Genomic DNA, 16,769 nt, shown 5'->3' on the forward strand with positions numbered 1-16,769 from the left:
ACCGACCGGGCACCCCCGATCAGGGGCCGGTCAGGGGGCCTCGACTGCGGAGATGCGGTAGCGGTGCACCTCCGCGCCACGGATCGCCGCGACCTGCTCCTGCTCCGGGCCGGACCCCCGGAACGCCAACAGCTCGTCGTCGGACTCCCAGCGTTCGTAGACGTTGATCCGGCCCGGCTCGACCAGGTCGGCGCCGATGGCGAAGTCGACGCAGCCGGGCGCCGAGCGGGCCTGCCGGACCACCTCCACGCAGGAGGCCAGGTAGGTGTCCCGCTCGGCGGGGTCGACGTAGAGACTTCCGGCGACGATGAACACGGACGACCTCCGGTGGGTGGGCGGGACGAACCCCCATCCTCACCCACCACAGGAGGCACCGCTCAGGCCCGGCTGATCGCGTTGGCGTGGATCGCCTCCGCCAGGTACTCCGCCAACCCCGGGGCGATCGCCTCGTAGAAGGCGGTGAACCGGGGATCGGCCAGGTACATGTCGGCCAGCCCGGTGTGCACCTCGTACGAGCAGTCGTAGAACCAGCGGACGATGAGCTGCCGGTGCTCCTCGGCCAGCGCCATCACCTCCGCCGAGTCGGCGGGCGTCCCGGCGGTCAGCGCCGCCACGATCTGCCGGCCCCAGTCCTCCTGCTCCGCCTTGATGCGCAGCCAGTCCTCCTTCGAGTAGTTCGCCGCCCGCTGGGTCGACACCCGGTACGCCTCGGTGTCGCCCCAGCGCTGCCGCGCCTCCTCGGCGTGCTCCTCCGGATCGACGTCGCCGAAGACCTCGAACCGTTCCTCCGGGGTCAGGTTGATCTCCACCCGTCTCGCCTCCATCGCGATCTCGATCGCGGCGACCATCTCCTGGAGCTTCCCGATCCGCCCGCTCAACAGCTCGTGCTGCCGGCGCAGGTGCGCCGCCGGGTCGGCATCCGGGTCGTCGAGGATCACCGCGATCTCCTCCAGCGGAAACCCCAGCTCCCGGTAGAAGCGGATGTGCTGCAACCGCTCCAGGTCCGCGTCGTCGTAGCGGCGGTAGCCGGCCGGCGTCCGGCCGCTCGGCGAGAGCAGCCCGATATCGTCGTAGTGGTGCAGCGTCCGGACCGTCACCCGGGCCGCCTTCGCCACCTGACCCACCGTGTACGCCATGGTTTCCTCCCTTCCGGCACCAAGGCTCCGGCCTGCCGCGACGTGAGGGTCAAGCCCGATTCTGCGCCGGTGGACCGGGCCGGGCCGGCACGCCTGGCGGATCGGCGGCCGGGCGGGGCGTCAGCGGGCGTCAGCGGGCGTCAGCGGGGGGCGGCGAGGGCGTGCAGGGCGGACAGGCCGCCCGGCCGGCCGTACCGGTAGCCCTGGCCGTGGACGCAGCCGATCGCGGTGACCGCCGCGTGCTGCCCCTCGGTCTCCACCCCCTCGGCCACCACCGCCAGGTCGAACGCTCCGGCCAGCCGGGTGACCATCTCCACCGTGGCGTACGCCCGCGCGTCGGTGTCCAGCCGGGCCACGAACGACCTGTCGATCTTGAGTTCGGTGGCGGGGATGCGGTGCAGGTAGCTCAACGACGAGTAGCCGGTGCCGAAGTCGTCGATGGCGATGCGGATGCCCAGCTCACGAAGCTGGGCGAGCCGTTCCAGCACCGCCTCGCTGCCGTCGATGAGCGCCGACTCGGTCAGCTCCAGGGTGAGCGCGCGGGGGGCCAGGCCGGCCGAGGCGGTGGCCGCCGTGACGGTGGCGATCAGGTCGGGGCGGCGCAGGTGCGCGGCGGCGATGTTGACCGCCACGGTCGCCTCGGGCACCCGGGCCCGCCAGGTCGCGGCGGCCCGGCACGCCTCGTGGATCACCCACCTGTCGATCGGCACGATCAGCCCGGTCTCCTCGGCCAGCGGCAGGAACGCCGCCGGGGCGAGCAGGCCGAGCCGGGGGTGCCGCCAGCGCACCAGCGCCTCGGCGCTGCGGACCGCGCCGGTGGCGAGGTCGACGATGGGTTGGTACTCCAGGTGCAGTTGCCGCTCGTCGACGGCCCGTCGCAGGTCGGCGATCAGCTCGGCCCGGCTCACCGCCGACTCCCGCAGCGCGGGTGTGCAGGTGCGGTACGCGGACTTCCCGGCCGCCTTCGCCGCGTACATCGCGATGTCGGCGTCGCGCAGCAGGTCGGTGTGGGAGGCGTGCTGCGGGCCGAACTCGGCGATGCCGATGCTGGCCGACGGATGGACGCCGCCGTCCTCCTCGCCCGGGGACGGTTGCAGGGCGGCGAGCAGCCGCTCGGCGAGCCGTTCCGGCACGACCGTCCGGTCCCCGTCGACAAGCACCGCGAACTCGTCCCCGCCGAGCCGGGCCACCGTGCCGTCGCCGCCGACGGCCGCACGCATCCGCAGCGCGATGCTGGTCAGCAGGGTGTCCCCGGTGGCGTGCCCGAACCGGTCATTGACCTGCTTGAAGCCGTCCAGGTCGAGGAGCAGCACGGCCACCGGCGGCCCCCCGCGCAGCGCCTGGCGCAGCTGCCGGTTGAACATCAGCCGGTTCGGCAGACCGGTGAGCTGGTCGGCGTAGGCGAGCCGACGCAGCCGGGCCACCAGCCGCAGGTTCTCGTTGGCGGCCAGCCCCTGCCGCAGGGCGAGCACCCCGAGCAGCGCCATCATGCCCACGAAGACCAGCGGCGGGGTCTGCCCGGTGGGGCGTCGGGCCAGCACCACCGCGATGATCGCCCCGCCGACCGGCAGGTACGGCAGCGCCACCCGCCACCAGGACGGCAGCGGGGACTCGCCGATCTCCTCGGCCCCGTCGCAGGTCGGCGGCGGTGGCCGGGTGGTGGCGATGCCGATCAGCAGGTAGCTCAACGGCCAGCACACGTCGATCGGGTGCCCGGGGGTGTAGCTGCCGTGCGCGACCAGCGAGACGTAGACCGCGTCCGCGCCGGCCCGGGTGACCAGGCCCGCCCCGATCAGGGTCAGCGGCGGCCACACCGAACGGGCCGGGCCGGCCACCGCCACCAGGATGGTCAGCTGCATCAGGTCGATCATCGGGTAGAGCAGGCCGAGGGTCCGCAGCGGATCGTCGAGGTCGGCGGCGGCGACGTCGCGGAACACCACCACCCACCCGATCGGGATCAGGGCCAGCCCGACGATCACCCCGTCCAGCACGGTGCGGGCCCGACCCACCGCGCTGCGCGGCGCGGTCAGCGCGGCCAGCAGCGCGGCCGTGCCGGTGACGATGCCGGCGGTGAAGACCGCCCCGATCAGCGGGGTGTGCGGCAACTCGTCGGCACGCAGCCGGTCCACCGTCCACAGCAGCCGGCCGGCGGCGGCCAGCCCCATGGTGAGCGCGAGCAGTGCCCAGAACCGGCGTAGCGGGGCGGGATGCCGGCGCATCGTACGGACGCAGGCGTAGCTGGCCCAGCCCGCCACGGCGGTGGCGGTGACGTCACTGACCAGGGCCGCCTCGGGCAACGCGGCGAGCAGCCAGATCAACTCCAGCACGACGGCCACCGCGGCGACGACCGCACCCACCCGGGGAAGGGTCAGCGGTCGGGTCGGCGCGCCGGAGACGGCGTCCTGGGGTAGCACGGTGATCGCTCCGGCTCTCTCTCCAACGCGCACCTCGACCGTGCGGACGGGCCACGGACGGCGAACCATCGAAGCCTAGCCAGCCGGACGGGTCACCGCCACACTCACCGGGTCGGCTATCCGACCACTGAGGACACCACCTCGGGTGGGTCGTAGCTGGGTGGCCCCCCGTGCGTCCACGGCGTCTCCTCGGCCGTGGGGAACGTCCCGGCGGGCAGGTACGCCTCCGACAGGGTGGTCAGACACAGCCGCTCCCCCACCTGCGGCACGCTGCCCGGCGGCGCGGTCAGCCCCCGGCCCATCCCGCCCGACAGCTCCAACACCACCTCGGTCCGGCCGTCCGCCGCCGGGGTCACGAAGACCACCTTGGCCTTCTGGGCGGGCCGCGCCGTCGACCACAGCGTCGCCCCGACCGGCATCCGCACCGGCTCGGTGGTCACCACCTGGATCCTCGGCCGCAGCACCGGCCGCTTGCCGCTGTCGTCCACCCGCCCCGGGTCGGCCAGGGTGACGTCGGCGACGAACGCCTCCCCGGCCAGCCGGTGCTCGGCCATCACCAGCGGGTCGTCGTAGGCGCGCTGCACGGCGTAGCTGGTGGCGGCGCGTTCCAGCCGGTTCAGCCGGACCGCCGCCGCGACCGCGCCGTCGTGCCGGGGCTGCGGCCCGCCGTCGGCGTCGAGGTGCTCGGCGTACGACGTGAAGGCGTCCCGGTCGCCCGCCCAGCGGCCCGCCACCCGCGCCCCGGGTGGCAGCCCGTCGAGCAACCCCAGGCCGCGCCACATCAGCTCCCAGGTGGGCGCAAGCTGCCCGCGCAGCAACCGCACCAGCTCCGCGTACGCCTCGTCGCGCGCGACCGGGTCGTCGTCGGCAGCCGCCCACGCGGCCATCGCCGGGGCGAGCGCCGTGTTGTCGAACTCCGGGTCGGTGGCCGGGCCGGCCGGCGGGCACACCGTCGGGTCCTCGGCCCGCGCAGCGGCCACGACACCCGTCGAGCCGGCCGGTGGGTCGATCCAGCCGAGCAGCGCCGGCAGGTGCTGGTCCTCCACCGCGCTCTGCCCGGTCGCCCAGTGCAGGGTGAGCGCGTCGGTCATCGCCAGCAGCGCCGACGAGCCGGGCTGCTCGGCCCGTTCGGCGAAGAAGGTCAGCCAGCGGCCGAGCAGCGGCACAGCCGGGTGCACCGGGTGTTCGCCGTCCGGGCGACGGAACCGGGTCGAGCGGCCGAGCAGCCGCAGGAAGGTGATCCCGGCCGGGTTCGGCACCCACAGCTGCGGGGCGTCGACGTACCGGTAGCGCACGTCGCGGCCCCGGTCCACGGCCACCGCCTCCGAGACGCCCCGGAAGCCGTCCAGCCAGGGCAGCACGGTCGCGGCCAGCTCGGTGACGAAGCGGAACCGCTGGTCCCGGTTGCGGGGCTGCGGCACGATCAGCAGCCTGACGTCGTCGGGGGCGGTGCCGACCAGCACGGCGAGCGGGGCGTGCGCCTCACCGGCCATCGCCAGCGGCACCAGCACCAGCGGGCGCTGCGCCAGGTGCAGGTGCCGGACGGTGGCGACCGGCTGGGCCACCCCGGCGGCGAGCGCCTGCGCCTTCGCCAACGCGCGCAGCGTACTCATGCCGGGTGGCCGGCGAGGGCGTCGGCGCGCAACCGGGCGGCGGCCCGCAGCAGCGCGGCGGCCTCCTCCCGCTCCGGGTCGGCGGCCCGCTCGCCGGTCGCCAGGGCCAGCACCTCGGACACCTCGGCGATGCCGCCGAGGGCCTCGCGCACCGGCCGGCCCAACGCCCCGGTCTGCCCGCGCGCCTCGTCCCGGCAGAAGTACGCCAGCTCGCAGCCGGCCAGGCAGTCCGGCGCATAGCGCGCCGGCACGGTACGCAACGCGGCGGTCAGCGTCACCGGGTCGACGCCCGGGTCGACGGTGAACCCGGCCGGCACGGTGGTGAGCAGGTCGTCCAGCCGGGCCATCCGGTCCAGTTGGCGACGCAGCACCAGCAGTTGCTTGCGGACGTCGATCAGGCTGGCCACCGGCTGGTTGGCGAAGTCACGCGGGCAGACCAGCACCACCTCGTGCGACACCGACTCCGGGTCCCGCCCGGCGGCGGCGAGCAGGTCGCGCAGCGCCAGCACGTAGACGGCCGACTGGACGGCGGCGGCGGACACCTTCGCCGGGTCGGCCTGGCCGTCGATCACCGGGAACGACTTGATCTCCACCACGTGGAACCGGCCGCCGAGCCGGGCGGCGACCAGGTCCGGTTCCAGGTGCACCCGGTGGCCGGCGACGTCCAGGCCGAGCAGCGGATGGTCGAACAGCGCCGCGTCCGGCCCGGCGGCGGTCAGCGCGGCCCGCGAGCGTTCCCGGCGGTCCGGCAGGTCGTCCGCGCCGCCCAGGTCCGTCCAGCTCGCCCGCTGTGGCACCGGTACGCCCAACCGCTGCGCGACCAGCCGCAGCAGCTCCATCCCGCCGTCCGCTTTGACCTGCGCCTCGAACGCGTTGCCCCGGGTGATCGCGAACCGGGACTGGCCGAACCGGGCCGGGAAGCCGACCCGCTGGGCGAGCGCCGTCTTGTCCACCCCGGCCCCGTCCAGCACGGCCCGCCGGGCACAGCCGGGGTTGCCGGTGAGCGCGGCGATCGTCCGGGCGTTGTGGCGTTTCGGGGGCACGTCGCCCCGGATCGCGGCCAAGCGTTGTGCGGTGCTCGTCACGACAGGCCACGATAGCCGCCCCGACCGACCCCGGCCGGCAGCCGCCGGCGCGGGCGGGTCGACAGCCTCCGGCGCGGGCGGGTCAGCGGCCGGCGGACCGGTTCCAGGGTGACCGGGGCGACCGGGTGCCGGCCGACGGCCGGCGGCGGCGCGACGGGCGACGACCGGGGGTGCAGGGCGGGCGGGAGGCGGTGTGCAACGGCGCGGTCGACGAGCCCGGTGGGCGGCCGATCAGCCAGCAGAGGAAGCGGGCCACGGTCAGCCGACCGGGAGGCGACGGGCCTCGTCGGCGTCGACGGCGTACTCGACGCCGCAGAACGAGCACTGCTGCACGTACTTCGTCCGGATCGGGATCAGCGGGACGAAGAACACGGTGAACTTCGTCGACCGGCGGCTGATCACCTGTGCGGCCTGGTTGCCGCAGTGCCGGCAGACGGCGGTCACCACCCCCGACCGGGTGACCCGGGTGCGGAGTCCGAAGATGAGGAACATCGCCCCGCAGTACCCAGCCCGACGCCCCGGGAACCCCGGGCGGAGAATTCCGCCCCGCCGCTGTCCGGAACCGGGCCTGCCGTTCGTCACCCTGGTGGTGACAGTCAGCGCGCGTCCAGCCGGGCCACCACCTCGCGGACGGTGTCCACCGCAATGGCGAACCCGAGTCCCACGCTGCCCTCGTCCTCCCCGGTGGTGGCGATGGCGACGTTGATGCCCACCACCCGCCCGGCGGTGTCGACCAGCGCCCCGCCGGAGTTGCCGTGGTTGATCGCCGCGTCGGTCTGCACCAGCCCGGTCAGGCCGTCCACCGACCGGTCCAGGGCCGACACGATCCCGGAGGTGACCGTCCCGGCCAGCCCGAGCGGACTGCCGAACGCCAGGACGGTGTCCCCGACGGTCAGGGTGGCGTCGCTGCCCAGCGTCGCCGGGGTGAGCCCGGTCAACCCGGTCGCCCGCAGCAGTGCCACGTCCGCGGTGGCGTCCTGGGCGACCACGGTCGCCGGGGCGGTACGGCCGTCGGCGAGGGTCACGGTGACCCTGCCGTCGGAGTCCACCACGTGCTGGTTGGTCAGGACGAGACCGTCGGTGTCGAGGACGACGCCGGACCCGAGGCTGGACTCCCGCGCCCCGGTCACCTCGACGGTGACGATGCTCGGCGACACGACGGCGACCACCCTGGCGAGGGAGTCGATGGTGGCGGCGACCGGGGTGACGGCCGTCGTACCGGCGACGACCTGACCCCGGTCGACGACCCGGTCCACGACCAGCGCTCCGGTGCCACCGCCCGCGACCATCAGCACCATCGCCGTGCCGGCGGCCATCAGCCGTCGACGCCAACGCGACGGTGACGGCGGGGGCGGGGACGTCAGCGCGGGCGGGGGCGTCGATGGTGGCGGGGGCGACCACGGCGGAGTCGACGACCGGGGCGGTGGCGCGGCGGCCGGGCTGGTGGGCGTCGGGCGCGGCATGGTGTCGGGGTGTGGCATGGGGCCTCCTCGGTGCGGCGATGCAGCAACCGTGCCGCGTCGGGCTGAGGTCCCCGTGTGCCGTACCTGTGCGTCCGCCATGTGGGTGTCCGCCCGGACGACGCCCGCCACCCGACGTCCTGTCGAGCTGATGACGTCGACGTGTCGGCAGCCGACGGGAGCCGCGCCACGGTGGCGTGGCTCCCGTCGGACCGGTACGGGCGGTGCGGTCAGGGCGTCCAGTTCGGGCGCAGCGGGTAGCCGTTCACGCCGTCCGGGCCGTTGCGGGTGGCCAGCACCTGGTGCAGTTGGATGCCGTTGCGTTCGAAGGCCAACCGCGAGCCGGCCATGTAGAGGCCCCAGACCCGGGCGGTGCCCAGGCCCACCTCGTCGACGCAGAAGTCCCAGTTCGCCACGAGGTTGCGGCACCAGGCGGCAAGCGTCGACGCGTAGTGCTGCCGCAGGTTCTCCTCATGGTGCACCTCGAACCCGGCGTCGTGCACCTCGCTGATCAGGCGGCCCGGCCCGGCCAGCTCGCCGTCGGGGAAGACGTACCTGTCGATGAACGCGCCCGAGCGGTGCGGGGCCCGGTTGTCGGCCCGGGTGATGCAGTGGTTGAGCAGCCGGCCGCCGGGCCGCAGCCGGTCCCGCAGCGCCCGGAAGTAGGCCGGATAGTTGCGCACCCCGATGTGCTCGGTCAGCCCGATCGAGGAGATCGCGTCGAACTGCTCGCGGGGGGCGTCGCGGTAGTCGAGGTGACGCACCTCGGCCAGCCCGGTCAGCCCCTCCCGGGCGATCGCCTCCTGCGCCCACTGCGCCTGCGCCCGGGACAGGGTCACCCCGATCGCCCTGACGCCGTACTCGCGGGCCGCGTGCCGGACCATCCCGCCCCAGCCGCAGCCCACGTCGAGCAGGCGCATCCCCGGCTGGAGCGCCAGCTTGCCGGCGACCAGGTCGTACTTGGCCGACTGGGCCTGCTCCAGGGTGTCGGTCGGGCTGCGGTAGACCGCGCAGGTGTACGTCATCGAGTCGCCGAGCACCTTCTCGTAGAAGGCGTTCGACACGTCGTAGTGGTGCGAGATGGCGGTGCTGTCCCGGCTGCGGGAGTGCCGCAGCCCACCCATCACCCGCCGCCAGCGGGGCAGCGCCTCCTGCGGCGGGGCCGGCGGCGGACGCAGCCGCTCCCAGCCGAGCCCACGCACCAGGGCCAGCCCCTCGGCCAGCGAGGGGACGCGCAGCCGCAGGTCCTGCAACACCCGCAGGGCCTCGTACGGGTCGCCGGGGTGCACCCCGCCGAGCCCGAGGTCGCCGCTGACGTAGGCCCGTGCCATGCCCAGGTCACCGGGGGCGGTGAGCAGGTAGGACAGCCCGCGCTCGGAGCGGATGTCGAGCGTGATCCCGGCGTCGGCCGGGCCGATCGCGCTGCCGTCGTAGCCGGTGATGCGGACCGGCAGGTCCCGCGTGGTGACCGCGCGGACGACGTCGGCGACTGTCGGTGCCCGCCGGGTCCCTGCCGGCGGACTGGCCGGGGCGCTCGCCGCCCCCTGTTCTCGGTCGGTCAGGCTCATTTCCGTGCAACCGCCTTCTCGTAGAGTCCGGTGAGCCGATGGTCCGGGTCGTAGCGGTCCTTCACGGCACGCCAGGTCTCCCCGCCGTAGAGCCGGTCGAAGGCCGCCCGGTCGTAGTACGCGTCGGAGTAGAGCGATTTGTGGCCGCCGAACTCCGACACCATCCGCTCGATGGAGCGGTTCGCCTCGCCGTCCGCGGCACCCTCCGCGATCGGCAGGGTGCCCCAGAAGCCGATGTTGACGTACGTCTGGCCGGGGCGTAGCGGATACAGCGGCCAGGCGCGGGCGGAGCCGGGGCCGTCGGGCTCACGCAACCGCAACGGGCACAGCCACACCGGCGTCATCCCCACGTTCCGGTCGAACCAGCGCAGGAAGTCGGCCGTGGCGTCCAGCGGGATCTCGACGTCCTGCACGACCCGTTCCCGGTCCGGCCGGCCACGCCACCGGTCCACCCGGGCGGCCACGTGGTAGCGGTGTTCCAGCCGGACCAGCCGGTGGTAGACGTCGCTGCGTCGCCAGCGGGCCGGCCAGAGCCGGCGTACCACCGGGTGCTGCGCTCCGAACGCGGCCGAGCACCAGAACCAGTCGGTGTCCCACCGCCACAGGTAGTCGCGGCCGCTGAGGGTGTCCCGCACCCGGCGGCGCAACGAACGGTAGTAGATGTCCTGGCCGGTGTAGTCGCTGGTCCGCTCGGGCTCGTCGGTGAACGAGCCGAGCACCAGGTAGGACTCGCCGGGGCTGAACATGACGCCGTCCATCGCGTCGACCGGCCGGCCCTCCCACTCGCCCTTGGCGATCACCTCGGCGACGGCTGCGGTCAGCTCCTCCAGCCGGGTGAACCGGATGTTGCGCAGGGCCACCACCCGCCCCAGGGGCTGGAGTTCGATGCGCAGCCGGGTGGCGTACCCCAGGCTGCCCAGCGAGTTGGGGAAGGCGGCGAACAGCTCGGCGTCCGGGCCGTCCGGGCGGGTGGTGACGATCTCCCCCGCGCCGGTCAGGACGTCCATCTCGATGACCGACTCGTGCGGCAGCCCGTTGCGGAACGCCGTCGACTCGATGCCCAGCCCGGTGACCGCGCCGCCCAGGGTGATCGTGCGCAGCTGCGGCACGACCAGCGGCATCAGCCCGTGCGGGAGGGTCGCCTCGACCAGGTCCTCATAGGTGCACATGCCCTGCACGTCGGCGGTGCGGGCCACCGGGTCGACCGACAGGACGCCGTCGAGGCCACTGACGTCGAGGCCGGGTGTGCCGGTGGCCGACCGGGGTCGGAACAGGTTGGAGGTGCGTTTGGCCAGCCGTACGGGGTCCCCGGGGGGCACGGCGGCGTACGACCGTCGCAACGTGTCCACCGCCAGCTCATGATCACGCAGCGCGCGCATGAGATCACCTTACGCGCGAAGCGCCGCTCCGGGGAACCGCATCGCTGACCGTTTCTGATCAGTAGGCAACCTCGACATCGGCATGGTCGTCCGTCCCCGCCCGACACCGACGCGACGTACGGTCGCCGAGGGGCCCGCGACCGGGGCCCGCCGGGGGCGTAGCGTGGTGACATGCCGAAAGCCGTGTGGAACGACCAGGTCGTGGCCGAGAGCGACGACACCGTCCTGGTGGAGGGCAACCACTACTTCCCCCGAAGCACCCTGCGCGACGACCTGATCACCGAGTCGGCGACGCAGACGGTCTGCCCCTGGAAGGGCGACGCCTCCTACTACTCCCTCACCGACGGAGAGCGCACGAGCGCCGACGCCGTCTGGTACTACCCCGACCCGAAGCCCGAGGCGGAGCACATCCGCGACCGGGTGGCGTTCTGGAAGGACGTCCGGGTCGTCGACTGATCCCACCGGGCGGGCCGACTGGTCGTCGGCCCGCCCGGTGGGTCACCATGCAGCCATGGCCGACCCCGACCCGCACCACGATCCGTCCGGCACCGTGTACGGCGTCCGACGGGCCGCCCGCCCCGGGCTGCCCGCCGATCCGCTGATGCGGTCCGCGCTGGCCGTCGGCCTGGCCGGCGTACTGCTGGGGGTCTTCTTCGCCACCGGCGTGCTCGGCGGCGGCGACGACCGGGCCCCGGTGGTGCCGGCCGCCGCCCCCACCCCGGCTGCCCCCACCCCGGCCGCCGAGTCGACCAGCCCGCCGGCCGCGACCACACCGCCGCCCAGCCCGACCCCGCCGCCCACCACCCCGGCCACGGTCACCGGCCCTGTCGTGTTGCGGGCGGTCACCTCCGGCCTCTGCGTCGGCACCGACGGCGCGGGCGAGACGGCCACCGCCGAACTGGCCGGCTGCACCGGCGGCGCGGAGCAGCAGTGGGTCGCCAACCCGGTCGCGCCCGACCTGGTGACGCTCACCAACGCCGGGCACGGCCAGTGCCTCGACGTCGACGGCGGCAGCGGCGACGACGGCGCGCGGCTCCAGCAGTTCGGCTGCCACGGCCAGGCCAACCAGCAGTGGCGGCTGACCCCTGTCGGCACCGGGCCGGTCCTGCTGGTCGGCGTCGGCTCGGGCAAGTGCGCGCAGGTCCGCAACGACGGCACGGCGGCCGGCGACGACCTGGTGCAGGCCACCTGCACCGCCGCCGCCGGCCAACAGTGGACCCTCGGCTGAACGACGGCCGTTCCCGCCCCGGTCAGCCCCGGTAGCTCCAGGCCCCGGCGGGCCGGACCGGCGTCGGCACCGGCACCGGTGCCGCGCGGCGGCGGCGCAGCAGCAGCGACAACAGCCCGGCGCCGATGGAGAGCGCCCCGGCCGCGTACCAGGCCGGCGCGTAGTCACCGAGCCGGTCGCGGACCAGGCCGGCGCCGGTCGCCGCGAACGCCGCCCCGAACTGGTGCGCGGCGAAGACCCAGCCGAAGACCACCGCCGCCGAGTCGCCGAAGTACTCCCGGCACAGGGCCACCGTCGGCGGCACGGTCGCCACCCAGTCCAGGCCGTAGAAGACGACGAAGACCAGCATGCTCGGTCCGGTGCCGCCGGTGAACAGGGCGGGCAGCAGCAGCAGCGACAGCCCGCGCAGCCCGTAGTAGCCGGCCAGCAGCAGCCGGCTGTCCATCCGGTCGGTGAGCCAGCCCGAAGCGACGACCCCGACGATGTCGAAGAGCCCGACCAGCGCGAGCAGGCCCGCCGCCGTGGTCTGCGGCATGCCGTGGTCGTGCGCGGCCGGCACGAAGTGGGTGCCGACCAGGCCGTTGGTGGTCGCACCGCAGATCGCGAAGCCGCCGGCGAGCAGCCAGAACGGGCGGGTCCGGGCGGCGGCGGTCAACGCGGCCACCGCCCGCGCGGCGGCCCCGCCGGCCGACGGCGGCCGGGGCGTCACCCCGGTCGCGCCGTAGGCGGGCAGGCCGAGATCCGCCGGGTGTTCCCGCAGCCACCGGGCCACCAGCGGGACGACCGCGAGCGCCGCCCCGGCCACCACCAGCGCGGCCGTACGCCAGCCGTGGTCCCGGACCAGCACCGCGAGCAGCGGCAGGAAGACCAGCTGGCCGGCGGTCCCACCGGCGGTGAGCACCCCGGTGACCAGCCCCCGGCGGTGGACGAACCAGCGCCCGGTGACGGTGGCGACGAAGGCCAGCGCCATCGAGCCGGTGCCCAGCCCGACCAGGACGCCCCAACAGAGAATGAGCTGCCAACTCGCCGTCATGAAGACGGTCAGGCCGCTGCCGAGCGCCACCAGCGCCAGCGCACAGGTCACCACCCGGCGGATGCCGAACCGGTCCATCAGGGCGGCGGCGAACGGTGCGGTCAGGCCGTAGAGCAGCAGATTGACCGAGACGGCGGCGGAGATGGTGGCCAGCGGCCAGCGGAACTCGGCGTGCAGCGGGTGCAGCAGCACCGACGGGGTGGCGCGGAAGCCGGCCGCACCGACCAGCGCGACGAAGGCGACGGCGGCTACGGTCCAGGCCGGGTGGAGACGACGGGCTCGGGTCACGCTCCAAGTCTCGGCCACGACCCGGCGGGCGACGAGTGGCCGGAAAGCCATGGTGCGCAATAATCGGGCCATGACCATCAGGCCGCACCGGATCGGCGTGCTCGCCCTCGACGGCGTGGTCGGCCTCGACCTGGGCACCCCGGCCCAGGTCTTCGGGGCCGCCCGCACCCCCGACCGACTCCCGCTCTACGCCGTCGACACCTGCACCCCCGGCGGTCGCCCGGTCCGCAGCTCCGCCGGTTTCCGGGTCCTCCCCGACCACGGGCTCGACCTGCTGGCCACCGTCGACACGGTGGTGGTGCCCGGCCTGCACGGCGGCCCACCGATGACCGACGGCACGATCGACCCGGCGGTGGCCGGCGCGCTGCGGGACGCCCGGCACCGGGGCGCACGCATCATGTCGATCTGCACGGGCGCGTTCGCGCTGGCCGCCGCCGGGCTGCTCGACGGCCAGCGGGCCACCACCCACTGGGCGCACGCCGACCGGTTCCGCCGGCTCTACCCGCAGGTGGCCCTCGACCCGGACGTGCTGTTCATCGACTCCGGCCGGGTGCTCACCTCGGCCGGGGTGGCCGCCGGGATCGACCTGTGCCTGCACGTCGTCCGCAGCGACCACGGCAGCGAGGTGGCCAACCGGGCGGCCCGTCGGTGCGTGGTGCCACCCTGGCGCGACGGCGGCCAGGCCCAGTACATCGAACGGCCGGTGCCGCGCACCCCGGCCAGCGGCATCGCGGCCACCCGGGAATGGGCCCGGCAGCGGCTGCACGAACCTGTCGCCCTGCGGGAGCTGGCCGCCCACGCCCGGATGAGCGTGCGCACCTTCACCCGGCACTTCCGCTCGGAGACCGGGCTGAGCCCGGCGCAGTGGCTGCTCCAGCAGCGCACCGACCACGCCCGGCTGCTCCTGGAGACCACCGACCTGGCCATCGACCAGGTGGCCCGGCGGGCGGGCTTCGGCACCACCGCCGCCCTGCGTCAACACCTGAACACCCGGATCGGCGTCTCCCCCTCGGCCTACCGGCGCACCTTCCGCCGCACCCCCGCCGCCGGGCCGTCCGGGGTGGAGTCAGGCGGGCTGCGGCTGGTCGCGGAGCATCCGTAGCTGCGCCAGGTGCCGGGGCAGGTGCACCCGGGCGTGCAGGTCGAGGGTGCGCGACCAGGGCAGCGGCTCGTCGACGACCAGGTCGAAACCCTCCCGCAGGTGCGTCTCGACCGGGGTGTCGGCGGCCGGGCCGAGCCGGTCCACCAGCCCGCAGAGCCGGCCGCTGGTGGCCCGCAGCAGAGTGGCCAGGCCGGGCAGCCCGCCGCACCCGGCGACCAGGGCGTCCAATTCGGGCCGGTGCACACCGGTCAGGTCGTAGTAGGCGAACGGCGCCCCGGCCAGCACCGCCTCGGTCGCCTCACTCATCAGCTCGTCGTTGGCGACCAGGTGCGCCACGATCCGCTCCGCGCCCCACCCGCCGGGCGGAGCCGGCCGGAACCCGCCCGCCTCGACCTCGGCGAGCAGGATCCGGTACGCCCCGCGCAGCTCCACACCCCCAGTCAACCCCGTGCCACCGGGTCGGGTGGACGGTTGTGCCACCCGGATCACCCGGACGGGCGGCCCGGTCAGCGGGCGGAGGCGCGCCGGGAACGCAGGTAGTCCGAGACCACGTACTCGCCCAGGTCACCCAGGTCCGGGGTGAACAGGCGACCCCGGGAGCGGCGGGCCACCGCGTCCATGAACCGACGCAGTCCCGGGTCCTCACCGAGCAGGAACAGGTTGAGCGTGACCCCGGCCCGGGCCAGCCGGTCCACCTCGCGGACGGTGGCCTGGACCGTCTCCGGCAGCGGCGGCCAGTGGAAGTACGCCTCACCGTCGTCCGGATCGAGGTGGGCGGTCGGCTCACCGTCGGTGACCACCAGCACCACCGGCTCGGCCCCCGGATGCCGGCGCAGGTGCCGGCCGGCCAGCCGCAGGGCGTGCTGGAGGTTGGTGCCCTGCTCCATGTCCGGCTCCACCGCCGCCAGCTCCCGCTGGGTGAGCGTGACCGCCTCCCGACCGAACCCGACGATCTGCAACGCGTCCTGCGGGAACCGGGTCGCCATCAGGTGCGACAGGGCCAGCGCCGTCTGCTTCATCGGCCCCCACCGCCCCTGCGACACCATCGAGTACGACAGGTCGACGCAGAGCGCCACCGCCGCCGACGCCCGCCGCTCCGTCTCCACCACCTCGAAATCCTCGACGGCGAGCGGCAACGGCACCGTGGGGCCGGCCCGACGCACCGCCCGGGTGAGGGTGCGCACCACGTCCAAGGGCTGCTCGTCGCCGTACTCCCACTGCCGGGACGCGCCGCTGACCTCGCCGGCCGCCCCGGCCGTACGCAGGTCGTGCTGGCCGCGCGGGCCGGCGGTGAGGTCGGCGAAGACCCGGCGCAGCGCGGTGCCGGCCAGCCGGCGCAGCGCCTTCGGGCTGAGCGTCAACCCGTCGGCGTCCCGGCTCACCCAGCCCTGCCGGCGCAGCTCCCGCTCCAGCTCCCGCAACCGGCGTACGTCGTCGGCGGCGTCACGGCCCAGCGTCCGGGCGACCGACTCGACGTCCACGTCGTCCAGGGTGGCCCCCGGCTGCTGCTGGTCCAGGGACTCCAGCAACTCGTCCAGCTCGGCGATCTCGTCCAACGCCCCGGTCGCCTCGCCGTAGCCGAGTGGCTGGTCACCCCGGACCCGCTCACCACGCTGCCAGTTCAGGTCGGGACGCAGCGCACGCAGGTGGGCGTCGAGCGCGGACAGCTCACCGGAGAGCCGGTCACCGAGCGACTGCCGCATCAGCCCGGCCAGCTCCTCGCGCTGCCGGTCGGACAGCGACCGCATCAGCCGCTCCCCCGCCGCCGCCCGCCGGGCCAGCACGTCGACCAGTTCGTCGACGCTGCCCGGCTGCTCCGGGAAGAACTCGCCGTGCCGGCGCATGAACTCGGCGAACGCGTCGGTGGTGTCCTCCGCGCGGGCGTGCCGGGCCAGCAGGTCGTTGAGGTCCCGCATCATCTCGGCGAGCTGCGCCTGCACCGCCGGGTCACCGGCGGCCCGCGCCGCGTCCCGCAGCCCGGCGAACCGCTGCTCCAGCACCTCCCCGCGCAGCCCGTCGAGAATCCGCTGGTAGGTCTGCCGGGCCTCGTCGCTGGTCCACCGGTACCCGGACAGCTCCTGCACCGCGCGGGCGGTGGAGCGGGGCAGGTTGTCCAGCACCGTCTCGGCGAACCGGGCGTCGTCGTCGGTACGCGCACGCAACGCGTCCCGTTCCGCCGCGAGCGCCTGGTCGAGCAGCGCCCGGGACCGGGTCACCGCGCCGTCCAGGTCGCCCCGGCGCAACGCCTCCCGGCGCAGCCGGCGGGCCCGGGCGGCCAGGTCGTCCAGGCCGCCCCGGCCCTGCGGGCCCCGACGCAACAGGTCGCGCAGCGCCTCCCGCAGGCTGCCGCCGGCCAGCACCTCCGCGCCGACGGAGTCCACCGCGGCGCGCACGTCGTACGGCGGGGCGAGCGGGTCGGGGCCGCCCTGCCACTGGCCGTACCGGAACCGGTTGCCGGCCATC

The 16,769-nt window shown here is 74.8% G+C and carries 15 protein-coding genes; 3 read left to right on the forward strand and 12 right to left on the reverse strand.

Annotation, left to right across the window (positions count from 1 at the left end; translation table 11 throughout):
- Positions 1-30: 30 nt before the first annotated feature.
- From ACWCHM_RS22330 to ACWCHM_RS22370, 9 genes are all read right to left on the reverse strand, one after another.
- Positions 31-315, reverse strand: coding sequence for a putative quinol monooxygenase (locus tag ACWCHM_RS22330; protein WP_204956596.1), 285 nt, complete (start codon positions 313-315; stop codon positions 31-33).
- Positions 316-377: 62 nt separating this feature from the next.
- Complete coding sequence (locus ACWCHM_RS22335; RefSeq protein WP_454219685.1) at positions 378-1,136, reverse strand: MerR family transcriptional regulator; 759 nt, start codon at positions 1,134-1,136, stop codon at positions 378-380.
- A 140-nt stretch (positions 1,137-1,276) separates the two neighbouring features.
- Positions 1,277-3,583 carry a putative bifunctional diguanylate cyclase/phosphodiesterase gene (locus ACWCHM_RS22340; protein WP_281900272.1) on the reverse strand — a complete coding sequence of 769 codons (2,307 nt, stop codon included), beginning with the start codon at positions 3,581-3,583 and terminating at the stop codon, positions 1,277-1,279.
- Between the two features lie 83 nt (positions 3,584-3,666).
- Entirely contained in the window at positions 3,667-5,163 is a 1,497-nt protein-coding gene (locus tag ACWCHM_RS22345) for a hypothetical protein (protein ID WP_454219686.1), read from the reverse strand.
- Positions 5,160-6,248, reverse strand: a complete 1,089-nt coding sequence (locus ACWCHM_RS22350; protein ID WP_204956593.1) for a hypothetical protein — start codon at positions 6,246-6,248, stop codon at positions 5,160-5,162. The genes ACWCHM_RS22345 and ACWCHM_RS22350 overlap by 4 nt, the downstream gene beginning before the upstream one ends.
- A 258-nt stretch (positions 6,249-6,506) precedes the next feature.
- Positions 6,507-6,740, reverse strand: coding sequence for a zinc-ribbon domain-containing protein (locus ACWCHM_RS22355; RefSeq protein ID WP_204956592.1), 234 nt, complete (start codon positions 6,738-6,740; stop codon positions 6,507-6,509).
- Positions 6,741-6,844: 104 nt separating this feature from the next.
- Positions 6,845-7,729 (reverse strand): S1C family serine protease, encoded by an 885-nt coding sequence (locus tag ACWCHM_RS22360; protein WP_454219687.1) that lies wholly within the window; start codon positions 7,727-7,729, stop codon positions 6,845-6,847.
- A 209-nt stretch (positions 7,730-7,938) separates the two neighbouring features.
- Entirely contained in the window at positions 7,939-9,276 is a 1,338-nt protein-coding gene (locus ACWCHM_RS22365) for a class I SAM-dependent methyltransferase (protein ID WP_204956591.1), read from the reverse strand.
- The gene (locus ACWCHM_RS22370) at positions 9,273-10,655 is read right to left on the reverse strand and encodes an FAD-binding oxidoreductase (protein ID WP_454219688.1); all 1,383 of its coding nucleotides are present in this window, start codon (positions 10,653-10,655) and stop codon (positions 9,273-9,275) included. The genes ACWCHM_RS22365 and ACWCHM_RS22370 overlap by 4 nt, the downstream gene beginning before the upstream one ends.
- A gap of 171 nt (positions 10,656-10,826) precedes the next feature.
- Between ACWCHM_RS22370 and ACWCHM_RS22375 the strand changes: the two genes are divergently transcribed.
- Positions 10,827-11,111, forward strand: coding sequence for a DUF427 domain-containing protein (locus ACWCHM_RS22375; protein ID WP_281900284.1), 285 nt, complete (start codon positions 10,827-10,829; stop codon positions 11,109-11,111).
- Positions 11,112-11,166: 55 nt separating this feature from the next.
- Positions 11,167-11,883 carry an RICIN domain-containing protein gene (locus ACWCHM_RS22380; protein ID WP_454219689.1) on the forward strand — a complete coding sequence of 239 codons (717 nt, stop codon included), beginning with the start codon at positions 11,167-11,169 and terminating at the stop codon, positions 11,881-11,883.
- 22 nt (positions 11,884-11,905) lie between these two features.
- Here ACWCHM_RS22380 and ACWCHM_RS22385 read toward each other — a convergent pair whose 3' ends face one another.
- Entirely contained in the window at positions 11,906-13,204 is a 1,299-nt protein-coding gene (locus tag ACWCHM_RS22385; protein ID WP_281900287.1) for an MFS transporter, read from the reverse strand.
- A 70-nt stretch (positions 13,205-13,274) separates the two neighbouring features.
- Between ACWCHM_RS22385 and ACWCHM_RS22390 the strand changes: the two genes are divergently transcribed.
- Entirely contained in the window at positions 13,275-14,306 is a 1,032-nt protein-coding gene (locus tag ACWCHM_RS22390) for a GlxA family transcriptional regulator (RefSeq protein ID WP_454219690.1), read from the forward strand.
- Here ACWCHM_RS22390 and ACWCHM_RS22395 read toward each other — a convergent pair.
- Together ACWCHM_RS22395 and ACWCHM_RS22400 are read right to left on the reverse strand one after the other, a co-directional pair.
- Positions 14,271-14,738, reverse strand: coding sequence for a hypothetical protein (locus ACWCHM_RS22395; RefSeq protein ID WP_421489267.1), 468 nt, complete (start codon positions 14,736-14,738; stop codon positions 14,271-14,273). The two genes, ACWCHM_RS22390 and ACWCHM_RS22395, sit on opposite strands and share 36 nt — an antisense overlap.
- Positions 14,739-14,812: 74 nt before the next feature.
- Complete coding sequence (locus ACWCHM_RS22400) at positions 14,813-16,768, reverse strand: vWA domain-containing protein (protein ID WP_281900293.1); 1,956 nt, start codon at positions 16,766-16,768, stop codon at positions 14,813-14,815.
- Position 16,769: the final 1 nt, after the last annotated feature.

The organism is Micromonospora sp. SCSIO 07396 (assembly GCF_053667945.1).

Coding starts and splice junctions, on each gene's coding strand:
- ACWCHM_RS22335 (WP_454219685.1), bottom strand. CDS start 1,136: ATGGCGTACACGGTGGGTCAGGTGGCGAAGGCGGCCCGGGTGACGGTC.
- ACWCHM_RS22345 (WP_454219686.1), bottom strand. CDS start 5,163: ATGAGTACGCTGCGCGCGTTGGCGAAGGCGCAGGCGCTCGCCGCCGGG.
- ACWCHM_RS22355 (WP_204956592.1), bottom strand. CDS start 6,740: ATGTTCCTCATCTTCGGACTCCGCACCCGGGTCACCCGGTCGGGGGTG.
- ACWCHM_RS22360 (WP_454219687.1), bottom strand. CDS start 7,729: ATGCCACACCCCGACACCATGCCGCGCCCGACGCCCACCAGCCCGGCC.
- ACWCHM_RS22365 (WP_204956591.1), bottom strand. CDS start 9,276: ATGAGCCTGACCGACCGAGAACAGGGGGCGGCGAGCGCCCCGGCCAGT.
- ACWCHM_RS22370 (WP_454219688.1), bottom strand. CDS start 10,655: ATGCGCGCGCTGCGTGATCATGAGCTGGCGGTGGACACGTTGCGACGG.
- ACWCHM_RS22375 (WP_281900284.1), top strand. CDS start 10,827: ATGCCGAAAGCCGTGTGGAACGACCAGGTCGTGGCCGAGAGCGACGAC.
- ACWCHM_RS22380 (WP_454219689.1), top strand. CDS start 11,167: ATGGCCGACCCCGACCCGCACCACGATCCGTCCGGCACCGTGTACGGC.
- ACWCHM_RS22390 (WP_454219690.1), top strand. CDS start 13,275: ATGACCATCAGGCCGCACCGGATCGGCGTGCTCGCCCTCGACGGCGTG.
- ACWCHM_RS22400 (WP_281900293.1), bottom strand. CDS start 16,768: ATGGCCGGCAACCGGTTCCGGTACGGCCAGTGGCAGGGCGGCCCCGAC.